This window comes from Bacillus sp. N3378-2at, from assembly GCF_033412715.1.
GTDB classification, from domain to species: Bacteria; Bacillota; Bacilli; order Bacillales; family Bacillaceae; genus Bacillus; species Bacillus subtilis.
This window is the reverse complement of record NZ_CP117986.1, coordinates 1,871,242-1,889,525: the sequence shown is the minus strand read 5'-3', so window position 1 is coordinate 1,889,525 and position 18,284 is coordinate 1,871,242. Positions and strand designations below refer to the sequence as shown.

Sequence of the window (18,284 nt, the reverse complement as noted above, 5' to 3'; positions counted from 1 at the left end):
CGAATAAAAGATAAAGTGATTTTGGTTATCGATAAATTCAGTGCTTTTCTATGCTTTCATAACACTTCATGACAGTAAAATTCTTTCATCAAGCCCTATAAACAATTAAAATAAAAAGTACATATTGCTAAAAGGGGTTTGGAGGCTTTTACATGCAAAAGGCTTTGTCGTTTTTAAAACCATATTCATTGCTGGCGGGAATTGCGCTGATTCTTATGTTGACGGAGCTTGCAGTTGAACTGATGCAGCCTTTATTAATTGCAAAAATCATCGACGATGGGATATTGAAGCAAGATCTGCGGCATGTATGGATATGGGGCGCGGTCATGATCGGGCTGACCGTGTTATCCTTTGCGGCGGGGATGCTGAATTCCTTTTATGCCGCCCATGTCAGCCAAAGCTTTTCCTATGATACGAGAAAAGGGCTTTTTCAAAAAATCCAGTCCTTCTCCTATTCCACATTTGGACAGTTTTCGTCCTCTTCTTATATTACAAGGCTGACAAACGACGTCACACAGGTTCAAAATATGATTTTTATGAGTTTGCGGTTTATGCTGCGGGCTCCCTTAATGATTGCAGGCGGCATTGTGCTGTCGCTTGCCGTTAATGTGAAACTCGGCTTTTTTCTGCTTGTGACCATTCCGATCCTGATCTTGTTTTTGCTATGGGTATTAAGGAAAGGCGGGGCACTGTTCCGCTCAGTGCAGAAAAGGCTGGATCAAGTGAACACCATCATGCAGGAAAATTTAATCGCAATCAAGCTGATCAAAGCGCTGCTTCGCGGCAGCCACGAAGTCAAACGATTTATCAAAGCCAACACAAGGCTGATGGAAAAAACGGTTTCGGCCTTTCAGCTTGTGGAATTCACGATGCCTGTACTGATGCTTTTGATGAATCTCTGTATCCTTTTGATTTTGTGGGCGGGGTCCTACAGTATTACGAGCGGAAGCACTCAGGTTGGCGATGTTGTTGCGATAATTAACTACGCAACACGAATTACAGGCGCGCTTTCGATGTTTCCGTTTTTGATTATGATTTTCACCAGGGCGAAGGCTTCAGGGGATAGAATCGGTGAGGTGCTTGAAACAGAAGGCGACGAGCGGGAGGAAGGCATCATATTTGATCGTTTGTCAGGACAGATTGAGTTTCAGCATGTATCCTTTCGCTATCCTGAAATGGACAGAGAAGCGCTCAGGAATGTCTCATTTTCCGCAAAGCCAAGAGAAACGATCGCGATTCTCGGTGCGACGGGCTCGGGCAAGTCCACGCTTTTTCAGCTCATCCCGCGGCTTTATCAGCCGGATTCAGGCCGCATTTACATAGATGAAAAGCCGGTTCAAGATATTCCGGCTGAAGGGCTGCGCAGGCAAATTGGATATGTACCGCAGGAAGTCCTCTTGTTTTCCGGCACAATCAAAGAAAACATCGCTTGGGGCAAAGAAAATGCTTCACTAGATGAAATAATGGATGCGGCCAAACATGCGCAAATTCATGAAACGATTTTGAAGCTCCCAAATGGATATGACACAGTTTTGGGGCAAAGAGGCGTCAACCTGTCCGGCGGCCAAAAACAGCGAATTTCCATTGCGCGGGCACTGATTCGAAAACCGGCTATCCTTCTATTAGATGACAGCACAAGCGCGCTTGATCTGCAAACGGAGGCGAAGCTGCTTGAAGCAATCAGCACATACCATTGCACAACTTTGATCATTACACAAAAAATAACCACGGCGATGAAAGCTGATCAGATTTTGCTGCTTGAGGACGGCGAACTGATTGAAAAAGGCACTCATAGTGAGCTGCTTTCTGCATCTCAGTTATACAAGCGCATTTACGAGTCACAATTCGGAAGGGAGGGGAGCGAGTCATGCTAAAAGACATCCGCAAGCCTTTCCAATATCCCAAACTGCCAATTGACAAAAAAGAAGGAGCGAAAAAGCGGGCGAAAGCAAAGGATACAAAGGGCACACTGAGACGAATCTGGTCTTACTTGGCTGAAAGAAAAGGACTGCTCGTACTTGTCATGCTGATGGTTGTCATCAGCGCGATATTCGGGCTCCTTGGCCCCTTTGTGATCGGAAAGGCCATTGACCATTTTATCGTCGGGAAAACGGTCAGCGGCTTGATTCCCGTTTTGCTTCTTCTGCTCGCTATCTATATCATTCAGTCCCTGTCGCTTTGGTTTCAAAACTATTGGATGATTACGATCTCGCAGGGCACGGTTTTCAGAATGAGAAGCGAATTGTTCACCCATCTGCATGAGCTGCCGATTCCATTTTTTGATAAACAGCGGCACGGCGAGCTGATGAGCCGGGTGACGAATGACATCGAAAATGTCAGTTCTACCTTAAACACGTCAGTCATTCAAATTTTGTCAAGCGTGATCACCTTTGCCGGGACGATTGCGGTGATGCTGTACATGAGCCCGCTCCTTACATTGATTACGCTGACCATTATTCCGGTGATGGCAGCGAGCCTGAAATGGATCACCAACCGAACGGGAAAGCTGTTTAAAGAACAGCAGAAAAACCTAGGTGATCTGAATGGGTATATTGAGGAATCTGTTTCAGGCGCAAAGGTCATCAAAGCATATTCACGTGAGAAGCAGATTACTGCTGAATTTCTCGAAAAAAACGCTGCACTCAAGACGTCGGGCTTTTGGGCGCAGACGATTTCCGGGTTTATCCCGAAGGTCATGAACTCTTTGAATAACTTAAGCTTTACAATGATTGCGGCAATCGGCGGTTTGTTTGCGCTGAAAGGCTGGATCTCGATCGGCTCCATCGTCGTCTTTGCCGAGTATTCAAGACAATTTACACGCCCTTTAAACGATCTGGCCAACCAGTTTAATACGATGCTGTCCGCAATTGCCGGCGCTGAACGGGTGTTTGCCGTGCTTGATGAAAAAGAAGAGCGCGATGATGAAAAGAACGCCGTGCATCAGCCCATCCAAACAGGCAGCATTGAATTCAGGGATGTTTCCTTCGGTTACGATAAAGGGCAGCAGACACTGAAGCATTTACAGTTCACCGTGCCTGCGGGGCAGTCCATCGCGTTTGTCGGACCGACGGGGGCGGGGAAGACAACCGTCACTAACCTTCTCGCCCGTTTTTACGAGCCTGACGAAGGAAAAATTTTAATCGACGGTACAGATATTAAAACCCTTACTAGAGCAAGCCTGAGAAAAAACATGGGGTTTGTTCTTCAGGATTCTTTCTTATTTCAGGGAACGATCAGAGAAAACATTCGCTACGGCAGGCTTGATGCTTCTGATCAGGAAGTCGAAGCCGCTGCAAAAACAGCGAATGCCCATAGTTTTATTGAAAGGCTGCCAAAAGGGTATGACACCGTGCTGACGCAAAACGGTTCGGGCATCAGTCAGGGACAGAAGCAGTTGATTTCTATAGCGAGGGCGGTGCTTGCCGATCCGGTTCTTCTCATTTTGGATGAAGCGACAAGCAACATTGATACCGTTACAGAAGTCAACATTCAAGAAGCGCTTGCCCGTTTAATGGAAGGAAGAACAAGCGTCATCATTGCCCACAGGCTGAACACCATTCAAAGAGCGGACCAGATTGTGGTGCTAAAAGACGGTGAAATGATTGAAAAAGGCAGCCATGACGAGCTGATTCAGCAAAAAGGATTTTACAGTGACTTATATGAAAGCCAATTTGAGAAATAGACCTTTGTCCTGCACAGAGGTCTTTTTTGTTACAGTTTTATAGTACTTTTATTTCATTTTCGTAAAATGTAACAAAATTACTTGACGTAAACAAGTTATGTATATATACTAACTTACATTAAGTAAGTGATAACATTTATCAAGGAGGATAAAATGAATAAATCATTTGAAATTGGCACATTACTTTTAAGAGTTATTACAGGTATTATCTTTTTTGTTCACGGTTTATCAAAGTTTCAGGGAATGGAGGGCACCATCCAATTTTTCGGCAGCATAGGCCTTCCAAGCTTTATGGCGTATGTCATCGCAGCGATTGAACTCATTGGCGGAGTGCTTGTCTTCTTCGGATTGGCTACACGTATTGTCGGTGTACTGTTCGCTCTTACACTGATCGGTGCCATCATCACTGTTAAGCTGAAAGCGCCATTCATGGGCAATGCAGAATTTGATTACCTTCTGCTTTTGACATCCATTCACCTGGCGCTTACTGGAAGCCGATTCCTGGCGCTGGACCCATTTGTGTTTAAAGGAAAAAAGAACAGAAACGTTTCAGCATAAGAAAAGAGGCATGCAGCATGACCAGCATTCATGAGGATACACACATTGGCTATGCCAAACTCACAATTCGCAGTCTGGAGCGTTCGCTTCAGTTCTACTGTAACGTCATCGGTTTTCAAGTCTTAAAAAAGACGGATCGCCAAGCTGAATTAACGGCTGACGGGAAACGCGTACTGCTTATTCTTGAAGAAAATCCGAGCGCTGTCGTCTTGCCTGAACGGTCTGTGACAGGTCTTTATCACTTTGCGATTCTTCTTCCGGACAGGAAAGAACTTGGGATCGCGCTCGCCCGCCTGATTGAACACGGCATTGCTATCGGACATGGAGACCATGCTGTCAGCGAAGCGCTTTACCTGTCTGATCCTGACGGAAACGGCATTGAAATGTACGCTGACCGCCCCCGCAGCACATGGCAGCGTGATCGGGAAGGAAACTACGTCATGACGACAACCGCTGTTGACATTGAGGGCCTTCTGGAAGAGGCAGGAGATGAGCGGAAAACATCGCTTCCGAACGATACAATCATCGGACACATTCATCTGCATATCAGTGATTTGAAAGAAGCAAAGGCGTTTTATACAGATGTACTGGGCTTTGACATTGTCGGAAACTATGCGGGCATGTCCGCCCTCTTCGTTTCAGCCGGGGGGTACCACCATCATATCGGCTTAAACATTTGGGCGGGAAGAAATGCGCCGCCTAAACCGACAAATGCCAGCGGACTAGATTATTATACTGTTGTCCTGCCTCACCAAGAGGAGCTGGATTTGGTGGCAAACCGAGTCAAACATGCCGGGTATTCGATTGAAGAGACGGAAAACAGCTTTCGTGTGAAAGACCCTGTTTCCGGCGCCTATATTACATTTGTGATTTAACTGCAATCCCCTTGCCGAAATAACGGCAGGGGGATTTTTTATTTTTGTCCGCCTTGTTATGATGAGAGAACCAACTTGTTAGGAGGCGTTTACATGGAACTCAACCACCTTGTGACGGGCAAAATAGCATTAAATCAATATGTGCATCGCTTAGAGCAAAAGGATGTTTCATTTTACGTCCACTACTGGGGAGCGATGACGAACCACTATAACACACTGCTTCATAAGCATTCCTTTTATGAAATTTGTTACGTGGTAAGAGGTGAAGGATATTACCTTGAAGGCGATCGTACATATCCGCTTCGTGAACAGACGATTTTTTTGTCAAAGCCGGAGCATTTGCACCAAATCAAAAGTGAAACAGGGCTGTTCCTTTTTTACGTCGCTTTCGAGCTGAGCGAGGATCAGTCAAGCGCCGAATGGATCAAAGTGATGGAAGAAGTGAAACAAAGCCCCTTTATCACAATGCAATTGAAAGATGGCGAACCGCCGGGCCTGCTTTGGAAAACGTTAATGCTGCAAGCAGCGCAACCTGTCAATGCTTTTGACAAAGAGATCCTATCTCATTTGTCGCATGCATTGATCCTGTCATTAATCCAAACCTTTCTCCCGTACGCCCAACGCCCGAAACAAAAGCAGCCCATTCACACATCTTCTGCTTTGCTGACAGAGGTGAAACTGCACATAAAAGACAATCTGTCACAGCCGTTAAAGCTGACGGATGTCGCTAGCCACTTTCATATCTCAGGGAGGCATTTATCACGTTTATTTGCAGCAGAACTGGGCGTCAGCTACTCAGAATTTGTCCAAAATGAAAAAATAAACAAAGCTGCCGAACTGCTGAAATCAACGAATTTGTCGATTAAAGAAATAGCGGAAGAAATCGGTTTCTCAGTACATTATTTCACTCGCGTCTTTTCCGCTAAAATCGGCAGCTCTCCAGGGCTTTTCCGCTCCCTTTATAAAGACTCAAAAATGACCGCATTTCAAATCAATAAACCTTTTCAAAAAATCGAACAGGCCAAGCCGCACGAATAAGATGTCCTGAAATGACAAAACAATGTCTTCATATGATAAAGACGCGAGAAATCTCGTTGTCTTATAATCTTTTTAGAAAGCGGTTACAACAAGGGGTATTGCTGAAGGAGGGATGCATTGGCTTATGCTTGGTGTCGGGTGCTCTGCCATTCTTGAAAGAAGGGGAAGAAAGCCGTGAGTACAAAAAAGAAAGAGGCTGTAATAGGAAAAGAAAGCTTAGCTCATAAAGGGCTTTTACGAACGATTACATTGGTATCTACATTCGGCGGCCTGTTGTTCGGTTATGATACGGGTGTCATTAATGGAGCACTTCCTTTTATGGCAACTGCAGGTCAGCTGAATCTTACACCTGTTACAGAAGGACTGGTTGCGAGTTCCCTGCTTCTCGGGGCAGCCTTCGGGGCGATGTTTGGAGGACGTCTGTCCGATCGGCACGGCCGCCGAAAAACGATCCTTTATTTAGCCTTACTCTTCATCGCAGCCACACTTGGCTGTACCTTTTCACCAAACGCGTCCGTGATGATTGCCTTTCGTTTTCTGCTTGGACTGGCGGTTGGCTGCGCTTCTGTAACGGTTCCAACCTTTTTAGCGGAAATTTCGCCGGCAGAACGCAGGGGACGAATCGTGACACAAAATGAACTGATGATCGTAATTGGCCAGCTTCTGGCATACACCTTTAACGCCATTATTGGCAGCACAATGGGGGAGAGCGCAAATGTATGGCGGTATATGCTGGTCATCGCGACACTTCCGGCTGTTGTGTTATGGTTCGGAATGCTCATCGTGCCTGAAAGCCCGCGCTGGCTGGCAGCTAAAGGCAGAATGGGTGACGCCCTGCGGGTGCTTCGGCAAATCCGTGAAGACAGTCAGGCACAGCAGGAAATAAAAGAAATCAAACATGCGATTGAGGGCACAGCAAAAAAGGCCGGCTTTCATGATTTTCAAGAGCCGTGGATAAGGCGCATTCTATTCATTGGGATTGGAATCGCCATCGTACAGCAAATTACCGGTGTCAATTCGATTATGTACTATGGGACAGAAATTCTGAGAGAAGCCGGTTTTCAAACAGAAGCTGCATTAATCGGCAATATTGCAAACGGTGTTATTTCAGTTATTGCGGTCATTTTTGGGATATGGCTTCTCGGCAAAGTCCGTCGCCGGCCCATGCTGATCATCGGACAGATTGGCACGATGACAGCCCTTCTGCTGATCGGGATTTTATCCATTGTCCTTGAAGGAACACCCGCCCTGCCGTATGTTGTGCTGAGTTTGACCATTTTGTTTCTTGCGTTTCAGCAGACTGCCATTTCTACGGTGACGTGGCTGATGCTCTCGGAAATCTTTCCTATGCATGTGCGGGGGCTTGGCATGGGGATCAGCACCTTCTGCTTGTGGACAGCTAACTTTCTCATTGGATTCACCTTTCCCATTTTGCTCAATCATATTGGGATGTCGGCGACATTTTTTATCTTTGTCGCTATGAATATCCTAGCGATTCTATTTGTGAAAAAATATGTGCCTGAGACAAAAGGGCGGTCACTTGAACAGCTTGAGCATTCCTTTCGCCAGTATGGCCGCCGCGCTGATCAGGAAATCCAAAATCAAACAACTCACTTATCGTAACCTGAGATACCAGGAGGAATCTATCAATGAAACTATCTTATGTAACAGACAGCCTAGGGCATTTGCCTTTTGAAGACATGCTCAATTTTGCCGCAAAGCTTGGGATCGATACACTTGAAATGACAACCGGGGGCTGGTCGCCGGCACCTCACTTGAATCTTGATGAATTGCTGCAAAGCAGCGAAAAAAGAAAAGAATTTTCACAAGCGCTGGAAAAGCGGAACATGACACTTTGCGCATTAAACTGCTCGGGGAACCCTTTAGATCCGGGTGAATTGGGCAAATCGCACAGAGACATAACTGACAAAACGATGGAGCTGGCTGGATTATTAGGCGTCAAAAAAGTGATCATGATGAGCGGTTTGCCAGCCGGCGGCCCGGACGACAAAGTGCCGAACTGGATCACATACACAGTAAGCTGGCCTCCCGTTTTAAAAGATATCCTCAACTATCAATGGGAAGACGTTGCGATCCCATATTGGAAGAAGCTTGTCAAAAAAGCGGAGGCCTGCGGCGTGGGGAAAATAGCGCTTGAGAACTTCAGCTCTCAATTAGTCTATAATCCTGAGACTCTCTTTCGGCTCAGAAATGCAGTCGGCCCGATGGTCGGTTTGAATCTTGACCCGAGCCATTTGTTATGGATGGGCGCAGACCCGATCATCGCAGCAAGGGAGCTCGGCTCAGCCATTCACCATGTCCACGGGAAAGATGTCAGAATTGAAAGATATTTATCGGCGGTCAACGGACTTTTAGAAACAAAAGAAGTGACAGATCCTGCAAACCGGGCGTGGAATTACGTAGCTGTCGGCTGCGGACAGGATTTACAGTGGTGGAAGGAATTTTTTTCAGTTGTAAAAATGATGGGATATGAAGGTGAGGTTTCTTTAGAAATGGAGGATCTGACGATGTCACCTGAAGCGGGCATCCGTACTTCTGTAGAAGCTTTAAAACAAACCATCAGCCAATAGGAGGTTTTCATGATGCTAAATGGAGAAAGAATCATCTCTAAGCCGCTTCGCTGGGCAATGGTAGGCGGCGGGCGGCTCAGCCAGGTTGGATATAAACATCGTATTGGAGCGCTGAGAGACAATACTGCTTTTCAATTAACTGCTGGCGCTTTTGATATCGATGCCGAAAGAGGAAAAGATTTCGGGTAACTGCTGGCGCTTTTGATATCGATGCCGAAAGAGGAAAAGATTTCGGGGTGAACCTTGGAGTGGATGCGGAACGCTGTTATCCCAACTATCAAACCATGTTTGCCGAGGAAGCGAAAAGACAGGATGGCATAGAGGTAGTATCGATTGCCACTCCGAACGGCACTCATTATGAGATTTGTAAGGCGGCGCTTGAAGCAGGAGTGCATGTCATCTGTGAAAAACCGCTGTTCTTCACTTCAGCAGAGGGGCAGGAAATCAAAGCGCTCGCAGAGAAAAAAGGGAAAATTGTCGGCGTGACGTACGGTTTTTCAGGCAATCAAATGCTTCTTCAAATGCGTGCGATGATTGAACAAGGAATGATCGGCGATATTCGCGTGGTTGACTTGCAGTACACACACGGTTTTTGTGCAACAGATGAAGGTGAAAAGATAAGCGCTGCACAGAAATGGCGTGTCGACCCTGCGATCGCCGGGCCAAGCTTTGTGCTGGGCGATTTATCTACCCACACGTATTATATGTCACAGCTTATTATGCCAAAGATGAAAATTAAGGAGCTGCTGTGTGACCGACAGAGCTTCGTCGGCAGCCGCGCACCGCTAGAGGATAATGCCCATGTGCTGATGCATTATGAAAATGGAGCGGTCGGAACGATGTGGACATCGTCAATCAATGCCGGATGTATGGATGGCCATAGAATCCGGATTGTTGGCTCAAAGGCAAGCATTGAGTGGTGGGACAGCAAGCCAAATGAACTGACGTATGAAGTGCAGGGAGAGCCGGGCCAGACACTCGTTCGCGGCATGCCGTATTTAGATGATGTTTGCAACGCCGATGAACGACTGGGCGCCTTACACAGCGAAGGGCTGTCCGAAGCATGGGCCAATATTTATCTTAAATTTGCCATTGCGATAGACGCCAAAAACCGTGAAGATGAAGAAATCTTGAACAACTTGGTTTATCCTGACATTGATGCAGGGATCGAGGGCATTCGCTGGATTGAGAACTGCGTGCGCTCGGCAAACCAAGGGTCAGTTTGGGTTGAATTTAAATAAATGAGGGAATGCGCCGCATATGACATAAAGTTCATATGCGGTTTTTATTTTCCAGAAACTCCTGTCAAAAATGCCCTGAGGCAGGTATGATAAGAAGGGAATTGGGTATCGGGAGTGATGAGCGTGAAAGCTCTTTTTTTTACGAGAATGTTCACCTTGATGGTGAGCTGTTTAATGTATCTGTCCATTGTGAAAGAGGATAACTGGTTTGGATATGTATTTATAGCAGCAGGTGCTGCCATGTATGCAGCCAATCATGTTTTGCTGACAAAAGAGACAAATGCCATCTGGTTCTGCCTGATTGATATTGCAATCGGCTTTTCGTTCGGATTTATCTTTCCCGGCACAGGTTTGTTCATTATTATGCTTTGTCCGGTTGCGGTCGCCTTTTTTCTGCGGGGGTTTCCTAAAAGAACAGCATGGTCTGTCTTATGTCTTTGCTCTATTTTATTTTTGATCGTTCTCATCCGTACATATGCGATGTTCGGCAATGAATTTGTCATTGATCATTTGACTAGCATGACATTCGTTGTCTTTTGCGGAGTCGTCGGCAAATTAATCCGCAAGCTGTTGGATGCGCAGGATACGGCAAAACAGCAGTTTCAGGAACTGACGGAGTCCCATCTGGCGCTGTCTGCTGCACATCAGGAGCTCCATTTATATGCGAAGCAGGTTGAAGAGCTGACTGCCATTTACGAGCGGAACAGAATGGCGCGGGAAATCCATGATACAGTGGGGCATAAAATGACGGCCCTTCTCGTCCAGCTGCAGCTTTTGCGTGAATGGCAAAAAAGAGACAGCAAAAAAGCGGATGAGACAGTAGGTGTCTGTGAAACACTTGCCCGTGAAGCGCTTGATGATGTCCGCTTATCAGTACGCACTCTGCAAACTGAAAACGATCCTTCGCTAATCGAATCGCTGAAACAGCTGACAGAGGACTTTTGCAAAAATGCAGGAGTCACAACAGAATTTGCGGTCAACGGTGATCCTGCAATCATCCCGCTGTCTCTCCATCCGACCCTGATCAGAACGGTGCAGGAAGCACTGACCAATGCCAAACGGCACGGCGGCGCCGCAGCTTGTTCGATACAGCTTGCCTGCACAACGGACAGCATCAGCCTTGTCATTAAGGATGACGGCAAAGGCAATCCCGAGGCAGCACTTGGATTTGGTCTCTTGAATATGAAAAAGCGGGCAGCGGAACATGGCGGAACGATCCGCTTTGAAAGCGAACGGGATCAAGGATTTACTGTAAATGCAGAATTTTCACTCGCCAATAAAAAATGGAGCTTCGGGCCCGTGCAGCAAAAGGAGAGTTTATCATGATTAAGATCATCATTACCGACGATCAGGATATCGTCAGAGAAGGGCTGGCATCCCTGCTCCAGCTCCGAGAAGAGCTCGATGTGATCGCAACGGCGCGAAACGGACAGGAAGCCTTCGAAAAGGCGAAAGAGCTGGAGCCGGATATCGTGTTAATGGACATCCGCATGCCGGTTTCCAACGGGGTGGAGGGAACAAAATTAATCACAAGCTCGCTGCCCGGCGTAAAGGTTTTGATGCTGACAACCTTTAAGGATTCAGAGCTGATTGCTGAAGCGCTTGAAGAAGGAGCAAGCGGGTACCTGCTGAAGGATATGTCGGCAGATACGATTGTAAAAGCGGTGATGACTGTTCATTCTGGCGGAATGGTGCTTCCGCCGGAATTGACTGCCCAAATGCTGAATGAATGGAAGCGTGAAAAACAGCTGAAAGGAATAAATGAGATAGAAAAACCTAAGGAGCTGCTCGACCTGACAGAGCGCGAAATCGAAGTTCTGGCTGAGCTTGGGTACGGGCTGAATAACAAAGAAATTGCCGAAAAGCTTTACATTACAGAAGGCACAGTCAAAAACCACGTTTCAAATATTATCAGCAAGCTGGCTGTCAGGGACAGAACCCAAGCCGCCATTTACTCGGTCAGATATGGTGTATCTGTCTTTTGACATATGCCGTTTTGCATATACGCTTCTCTGAAAAGGCCTTTTACAGGCCTTTTTTTCATGCCCTATGTTCTATCTGCCGCTACATGCCGCACGCCTTTCTTTCTTCTACAATCAATGGCAATGGATCAAAAAAAGGAGTGAGACGACGTGCTGCAAGCAGAAAACATCAAAAAGGCATATGGAAAAAAAACAATCGTGAAAGGTATTTCTTTTTCCCTCCAAAAGGGGGAGTCGTTCGGTCTGCTCGGGCCAAACGGTGCCGGGAAGTCCACAACCATCTCGATGATTTCCGGCCTTGTGCCGCATGACAGCGGGAACATCACGGTGGGCGGCTATGTCATCGGAAAAGAAACGGCCAAAGCGAAACAAAAAATCGGCATTGTTCCGCAGGAAATTGCATTATATCCGACACTGACGGCTCATGAGAATCTTATGTTTTGGGGGAAAATGTACGGACTTACGCACGGTGAGGCCAAAAAAAGATCGGCAGAGGTCCTTGAATATGTCGGTCTGACTGAGCGGGCTAAAGATAAGATTGAAACGTTCTCCGGGGGGATGAAACGAAGAATCAACATCGGTGCGGCTTTAATGCATAAGCCCGAGCTGCTGATTATGGATGAACCGACTGTCGGTATTGACCCTCAATCGAGAAATCACATTTTAGAAACGGTCAAAAAGCTCAACGAAACGGGCATGACGGTGATCTATACGAGTCATTACATGGAAGAGGTTGAGTTTTTATGCGACAGGATCGGGATAATTGATCAGGGGGAAATGATTGCGATTGGCACAAAAACTGATTTGTGCAGCCGCCTTGGGGGCGATACCATCATTCAGCTCACGGTCAGCGGAATCGATGAAGCGTTTCTTTTGGCGATCCGTTCCCTGGCTCATGTGAATGATGTAACAGTCCAGGAGTCAGAACTCAAAATTGACATTTCTGCGGCTCATCATGAGAAAGTCGTCACGAGTCTGCTTGCTGAAGCCGCTGCTCATCATATAAACCTGCTGTCTCTTCAGGTGCAGGAACCGAATCTGGAGCGCCTGTTTCTGAATCTGACAGGCCGCACGTTGCGGGATTAGGAGGGACGGCAATGAAAAAAAGCATATGGATCGCATGGAAAGATGTCAAAATCAGAATCACGGACAGAAAAGGGTTTATGATGCTTATCCTAATGCCGCTGATCCTAACCTGTATTTTAGGCGCGGCGCTCGGATCAGTTGTTGACGGAGGCAGCCGGATTGATGACATCAAAGTCGGCTACATTCAATCAGACCAGTCAGATGCAGCGAACATGTTTACAAAAGGTGTTCTCAAAAAAATGAAGTCGATAAAGGTCACAAAAGCCGGCAGCGAGGACAAGATGAAAAAACTGCTTGATGAAAAGAAAATTGATGTAGGTATCGTCATCCCGAACCATTGGGAAGCCGGCAAAACCTCAGCTGTTGTTTATGCCACTCCTGATCAAACATTGAAAAGTTCCATCATCGAAACAGCTGCAAGCTCTTTTATAGAGCAATATAAAGCGGTAAAGGAAGCCGCGTCAGCCTCAATGGACTACATCAGTAAAACAGAAGCTGTAAAGCAAGGAAAACTTGACCCTGCACAGTTTGCAGAAAAGCTGGCAAAGGCGCTTGAAAAAGAAACAGGTGACAAGCTGACTATTGCAGAAAAATCTGTCGGCAGCAAGGCCGTTACCAGTTTTCAATACTATTCGGCGGCAATGCTTTGCATGTTTATGCTGTTTCATATGACAGTCGGGGCGAAATCGTTTTTACAGGAAAAGGATACGGAGACGCTTGCCAGAATGCTGATGCCGCCTGCGCAAAAATCCGTCATTCTCTTCGGAAAATGGCTTGGGACGTATCTGTTTGCCATCATACAATTTTTCATATTTCTGATCGTCACAATCAATGTATTTGGTGTGGACTGGGGCGGTAATCTGCTGTTTGTGAGTGTACTCGGGCTTTCTTACGCCGCCGCTGTATCTGGCATTTCAATGCTGCTTGCGTCTTTCCTCAGCGATATGAAATCTGCGGATGCGATCGGCGGCTTCGGCATTCAATTGCTTGCGGTTCTCGGCGGATCCATGCTGCCGCTGTATCAATTTCCGGACGTCTTGCAGTCTATATCCAAAGCGGTGCCAAATCGCTGGGCGCTTGACGGCTTTCTTTCTTTAATGGAAGGGGGAGGCTGGGCTGACCTTCAAAAGCCTGTGCTTCTTTTTGCGGCGATCGGCTTTTGTTCACTTGCAATTGGTATCAGACGGCTTCATACAAGATAAGGAGGTACAAAAGGTGAAAAAAATTCTAGCCATTTGCGGCATTGAGCTTTCTCTCATTTTTAAGAAGCCACAGAACTATTTGATCATGTTTGCTGCCCCGCTTTTGCTTACCTTTGTATTTGGGAGTATGCTCAGCGGCAATGATGATAAAGTGCGGCTTGCAATCGTTGATCAGGACGACACGATTCTCTCACAGCACTATATTCGGCAGCTAAAGGCGCATGATAATATGTATACATTCGAAAGCATGTCTGAAAACAAAGCGTCAGATAAGCTGAAACAAAAGAAAATTGCCGGGATCATCGTCATTTCCCGCTCGTTCCAGACACAGCTGGAAAAAGGCAAACATCCTGAGCTGATTTTCCGTCACGGCCCCGAGCTGTCGGAAGCGCCGATGGTCAAACAATATGCAGAAAGCACATTGGCAACGCTCAATATTCAGGTTACCGCGGCGAAAACGGCAGCTCAGACAGCGGGAGAGAGCTGGAAGGCGGCGTATAAAACAGTTTTCGCCAAAAAACATGAAGATTCAGCTCCGGCTGTAAAACGACAGACGCTCAGCGATAAAAAAGAGGGTGCGGAAGCGAGTGACACAGCCTCCAGAGCAGCAGGCTTTTCCATCCTGTTTGTCATGCTGACCATGATGGGAGCGGCTGGAACCATTTTAGAAGCAAGAAAAAACGGCGTCTGGTCCAGATTGCTTACAGCCTCTGTCAGCCGAGTGGAAATCGGTGCTGGGTATGTGCTGTCCTTCTTTGTCATTGGCTGGATTCAATTTGGCATATTGCTTCTTTCAACCCATTGGCTGATTGGCATCAACTGGGGGAATCCGGCTGCGGTTATTGTATTAGTGTCACTTTTTCTATTGACCGTTGTCGGCATTGGATTGATGATTGCGGCCAATGTCAGAACGCCAGAACAGCAGCTCGCGTTTGGCAACTTGTTCGTCATCGCAACATGTATGGTGAGCGGGATGTATTGGCCGATCGACATTGAACCGAAATTTATGCAATCCATCGCTGAATTTCTTCCGCAAAAGTGGGCGATGAGCGGGCTGACGGAGATTATCGCTAACGGTGCCCGCGTCACAGATATTCTCGGAATCTGCGGCATCTTGCTTGCTTTTGCAGCAATCACTTTCGCAGCGGGGCTTAAGGCGCTCCGAGCCTAAAAAACATCTGCCGTTTAGGCAGATGTTTTTTTGCATGTGGGTACATTCGTATGGGTGTAGCCTGAACTGCGGTTAATCCTTATCTATCATAGCTAAAATTGATTCCAGCCAAGAAACGTAATTTTTCTCCCGCTCCAGCGCTTTCGTCAGCACAAGATAGTGGCCGAAGTCCGGTGAAGAAAACGACATCGGCTTTGCTGAAGCCATAAGCTTTTCATAGCTTTCCTGCAGATCGGACAGCTTAGCCTTGCGTTTTTGAAGCTGGTCTGTAAATAAATCAGAAGCCTCCTGCCGCGATAGAGAAGAAATAAAATAAGCCTTCAGCATAAATTCATCCTTCACCGTCTCGGGTATCGGCTGGTGGCGGATCAGCCAGGCATGAAGCTCCTGTTTTCCGTTGTCTGTCAGGGTGTACATCTTTTTCTCCAGCTTCGTGCCTTGAATCGTTGTCCGGAACGTAATAAACCCTTCATCCGTCAGCTTTTTGAGCTCGGGATAAATCTGGCTGTGTTTGGCGCTCCAAAATTGGCCGAGCTCCTCTTTAAAATAACTCGTAATATCGTATCCGCTCAATTCGCCTTTTCGCAAAAGCCCTAATATGGCGTATTTTAATACTCTCATGCAATCCTCCATGTCTATGGCTGTTTCACAAAAAAGATGAGCCTGTGCTCATCTGTGATCCTAACTGCCTATTCCCTTTATTATAGAAAAGGGAGAAAGGGAACACAACCCGGTCTGCTTGTTAAATAAGGATGGCAGGTAGGTCACGAGTTCTAGAAAAAATCATATTGGAACCCTTAAACATATCAAGACTATATATTTAATTGATTATTCCGAAAAAAATTATTAACAATATTGATTTTTTACGTATAATAGGAAATTAGTGGTTCAAAACATTTTAAGGAGGAAAAGTATGAAAAAAGCATTTATTGCATCCGTCATCTGTTTATCAATGATTCTATCTGTTTTAACAGCTCAGCCGTCAAGCGCAAAGGCTGAAGCCGTACATAATCCTGTCGTTCTTGTTCATGGAATAAGTGGTGCATCATACAACTTTTTCGCTATTAAAAACTACTTAATTTCTCAAGGCTGGCAAAGCAACAAACTATACGCAATTGATTTTTATGATAAAACAGGAAACAACCTAAATAACGGCCCGCAGCTTGCTTCATATGTTGACCGTGTTTTAAAAGAGACGGGGGCAAAAAAAGTAGATATTGTGGCTCATAGTATGGGAGGCGCCAATACGCTGTACTATATTAAATATTTAGGCGGGGGCAATAAGATTCAAAATGTCGTAACGCTTGGAGGGGCTAATGGTTTAGTGTCATCAACCGCGCTGCCGGGCACAGACCCTAATCAAAAGATCCTCTATACATCTATTTACAGTCTCAATGATCAAATTGTAATCAATAGCTTGTCTCGGTTACAAGGAGCGCGAAACATCCAGCTTTATGGCATCGGTCATATTGGCTTGCTTTCTAATAGCCAAGTGAACGGCTATATCAAAGAAGGGCTGAATGGCGGAGGCCTCAATACAAATTAATATCTTCAAAAAACAACCTGCTGTCTCCGTTACAGTGGGTTTTTTCGTCTGAGAAAGCCATAGGGTCTTATGACCTTAGTCTATCATGCATACGTCAATTTATGACATCAGGCACTTTTTCAAATAGAGCGGACATGTTAAGGTACAACCATCGATTTCTATCAATTTGAAATAAAAGGAGCGCTGTTATGCAAATTAAAGAAATTTTTATGATCCGCTGCGTTTCGTGCTTAAGTGTCGTCTTGCTCCATATCATTTCAATGGTCCTGATGCTTCAGGCAGAAGCTCTTGCAGATATTTCTCACACTGTTGATTCTTTCCGCACACTCCTGATGTTCAGCACGCCCGCTTTTATTTTCATCTCTGAATTTTTACTGGCCCGTTCTTATCCTGATGGGGTGCCTGACGGTTTTTTAAAGAAGCGGGGAAAAGTGATTTTTGTTCCTTTTTTATTTATCGCGGCCATCGATGCGCTGCTGATGACCAGTGCGATGGGGGGAGAGGTAACCTTTCTCGCGTTTGTGCAAAAATATCTGGCGAACGTATTCTTAGGAAACTTTATCGGATACTTCATTCTCGTCATCTTTCAATTTTACATGCTGCATATGATGTTTCATGAGTACTTGAAAAAAGCATCGCCGAAATGGGTGCTGTCTATCTCATTTGTGGTGACAGCCGCTTATTTAGGCTATTTCTCCGCAGCCAGCCCGGCTCCTGCTTCTGAAGAGGGCGGGGCATTTCCGTTCTTCTGGGTTCCGTTCGCAGGCTGGCTTTTCTACTTTTGTCTAGCCTACTATTGCGGAAAAGAATACAAGCGTTTTTTAGCGCTGCTGAACCAATACCGCTGGGTGGTGTACGGCGCCGCAATTGCTTCTGGGGCGCTGGTTGTCACTGTTTCTTATGTCGGTGAAATCGGCATGATCAGCTCGAAGCGGCCTGATATCATGCTGTATTCAACAAGCATGATTTTCCTGTGTTTTCACTTGTTTTCCAAAATGAAGCATGTGCCGAAAATCATGATGTTTATCAGCAACTATTCCTTTTCGATTTATCTGCTTCATGCCTATTTTATGATTATAGGCTACGTGTTGCTTTTGAATATGCCCGAAATTCCTGCCGTACCGGCTGTTCTCCTGCTGTTTGCCGTGTGTACAGCCGGCCCGATTCTGACCTCGTGGGCACTGAATAAATTCAAATACGGGTATTTATTTGTGGGGAAAATTTATCAGCCAAAACAGAAGAAGGTAACAGTCGAAGTGCGTGATCACGCAGGGTGAAAAACAAGCGGCAGGGGGGATCCTGCCGCGTTTCT

At 46.1% G+C, this 18,284-nt stretch carries 15 protein-coding genes and 1 pseudogene; 15 read left to right on the top strand and 1 reads right to left on the bottom strand.

From position 1 onward, the window contains the following. The first annotated feature begins 152 nt into the window (after positions 1-152). The 13 genes and pseudogenes from PUN35_RS10390 (at position 153) to lnrN (ending at position 15,426) form a co-directional block, all read left to right on the top strand. Complete coding sequence (locus PUN35_RS10390) at positions 153-1,874, top strand: ABC transporter ATP-binding protein (protein WP_014479192.1); 1,722 nt, start codon at positions 153-155, stop codon at positions 1,872-1,874. Then, entirely contained in the window at positions 1,868-3,682 is a 1,815-nt protein-coding gene (locus PUN35_RS10385; protein ID WP_014479193.1) for an ABC transporter ATP-binding protein, read from the top strand. The genes PUN35_RS10390 and PUN35_RS10385 overlap by 7 nt, the downstream gene beginning before the upstream one ends. A gap of 153 nt (positions 3,683-3,835) precedes the next feature. Further along, positions 3,836-4,240 (top strand): DoxX family oxidoreductase CatD, encoded by a 405-nt coding sequence (catD, locus tag PUN35_RS10380; protein ID WP_014479194.1) that lies wholly within the window; start codon positions 3,836-3,838, stop codon positions 4,238-4,240. A gap of 17 nt (positions 4,241-4,257) precedes the next feature. Then, entirely contained in the window at positions 4,258-5,115 is an 858-nt protein-coding gene (catE, locus tag PUN35_RS10375) for a catechol 2,3-dioxygenase (protein ID WP_014479195.1), read from the top strand. A gap of 93 nt (positions 5,116-5,208) precedes the next feature. Then, on the top strand, positions 5,209-6,153 hold the full coding sequence (locus PUN35_RS10370) for an AraC family transcriptional regulator (protein WP_003243004.1): 945 nt from the start codon (positions 5,209-5,211) through the stop codon (positions 6,151-6,153). Positions 6,154-6,327: 174 nt separating this feature from the next. Further along, positions 6,328-7,776 (top strand): sugar porter family MFS transporter, encoded by a 1,449-nt coding sequence (locus PUN35_RS10365; RefSeq protein WP_003244331.1) that lies wholly within the window; start codon positions 6,328-6,330, stop codon positions 7,774-7,776. Positions 7,777-7,802: 26 nt separating this feature from the next. Next, positions 7,803-8,744, top strand: coding sequence for a sugar phosphate isomerase/epimerase family protein (locus PUN35_RS10360; protein WP_003244504.1), 942 nt, complete (start codon positions 7,803-7,805; stop codon positions 8,742-8,744). 9 nt (positions 8,745-8,753) lie between these two features. Next, a pseudogene (locus PUN35_RS10355) lies at positions 8,754-9,985 on the top strand (Gfo/Idh/MocA family protein). A 123-nt stretch (positions 9,986-10,108) separates the two neighbouring features. After that, complete coding sequence (gene lnrJ, locus PUN35_RS10350; protein WP_033881373.1) at positions 10,109-11,311, top strand: two-component system sensor histidine kinase LnrJ; 1,203 nt, start codon at positions 10,109-10,111, stop codon at positions 11,309-11,311. Further along, positions 11,308-11,970: a two-component system response regulator LnrK gene (gene lnrK, locus PUN35_RS10345; protein ID WP_014479199.1), complete on the top strand. Its 663-nt coding sequence runs from the start codon at positions 11,308-11,310 to the stop codon at positions 11,968-11,970. The genes lnrJ and lnrK overlap by 4 nt, the downstream gene beginning before the upstream one ends. A 147-nt stretch (positions 11,971-12,117) precedes the next feature. Beyond that, positions 12,118-13,053 carry a linearmycin resistance ATP-binding protein LnrL gene (gene lnrL, locus PUN35_RS10340; RefSeq protein WP_014479200.1) on the top strand — a complete coding sequence of 312 codons (936 nt, stop codon included), beginning with the start codon at positions 12,118-12,120 and terminating at the stop codon, positions 13,051-13,053. 11 nt (positions 13,054-13,064) lie between these two features. Next, positions 13,065-14,255 carry a linearmycin resistance permease LnrM gene (gene lnrM, locus PUN35_RS10335; protein ID WP_014479201.1) on the top strand — a complete coding sequence of 397 codons (1,191 nt, stop codon included), beginning with the start codon at positions 13,065-13,067 and terminating at the stop codon, positions 14,253-14,255. Positions 14,256-14,268: 13 nt separating this feature from the next. Continuing rightward, positions 14,269-15,426 (top strand): linearmycin resistance permease LnrN, encoded by a 1,158-nt coding sequence (lnrN, locus tag PUN35_RS10330; protein ID WP_014479202.1) that lies wholly within the window; start codon positions 14,269-14,271, stop codon positions 15,424-15,426. Positions 15,427-15,498: 72 nt separating this feature from the next. Here the strand turns inward: lnrN and padR are convergent, their stop codons facing one another. Further along, positions 15,499-16,047, bottom strand: coding sequence for a transcriptional regulator PadR (gene padR, locus PUN35_RS10325; protein ID WP_014479203.1), 549 nt, complete (start codon positions 16,045-16,047; stop codon positions 15,499-15,501). Between the two features lie 292 nt (positions 16,048-16,339). Between padR and estB the strand changes: the two genes are divergently transcribed. Then, a complete protein-coding gene (gene estB / locus PUN35_RS10320) occupies positions 16,340-16,972 on the top strand; it encodes an esterase EstB (protein ID WP_014479204.1) in 633 nt (210 codons plus the stop codon). Between the two features lie 188 nt (positions 16,973-17,160). After that, positions 17,161-18,249: an acyltransferase family protein gene (locus PUN35_RS10315; RefSeq protein WP_014479205.1), complete on the top strand. Its 1,089-nt coding sequence runs from the start codon at positions 17,161-17,163 to the stop codon at positions 18,247-18,249. Positions 18,250-18,284 lie beyond the last annotated feature (35 nt).

Bases quoted from the DNA above. Each gene is read 5' to 3' on its own strand.
- PUN35_RS10390 (WP_014479192.1), top strand. From the start codon at position 153: ATGCAAAAGGCTTTGTCGTTTTTAAAACCATATTCATTGCTGGCGGGA.
- PUN35_RS10385 (WP_014479193.1), top strand. From the start codon at position 1,868: ATGCTAAAAGACATCCGCAAGCCTTTCCAATATCCCAAACTGCCAATT.
- catD (WP_014479194.1), top strand. From the start codon at position 3,836: ATGAATAAATCATTTGAAATTGGCACATTACTTTTAAGAGTTATTACA.
- catE (WP_014479195.1), top strand. From the start codon at position 4,258: ATGACCAGCATTCATGAGGATACACACATTGGCTATGCCAAACTCACA.
- PUN35_RS10370 (WP_003243004.1), top strand. From the start codon at position 5,209: ATGGAACTCAACCACCTTGTGACGGGCAAAATAGCATTAAATCAATAT.
- PUN35_RS10360 (WP_003244504.1), top strand. From the start codon at position 7,803: ATGAAACTATCTTATGTAACAGACAGCCTAGGGCATTTGCCTTTTGAA.
- lnrK (WP_014479199.1), top strand. From the start codon at position 11,308: ATGATTAAGATCATCATTACCGACGATCAGGATATCGTCAGAGAAGGG.
- lnrM (WP_014479201.1), top strand. From the start codon at position 13,065: ATGAAAAAAAGCATATGGATCGCATGGAAAGATGTCAAAATCAGAATC.
- padR (WP_014479203.1), bottom strand. From the start codon at position 16,047: ATGAGAGTATTAAAATACGCCATATTAGGGCTTTTGCGAAAAGGCGAA.
- estB (WP_014479204.1), top strand. From the start codon at position 16,340: ATGAAAAAAGCATTTATTGCATCCGTCATCTGTTTATCAATGATTCTA.
- PUN35_RS10315 (WP_014479205.1), top strand. From the start codon at position 17,161: ATGCAAATTAAAGAAATTTTTATGATCCGCTGCGTTTCGTGCTTAAGT.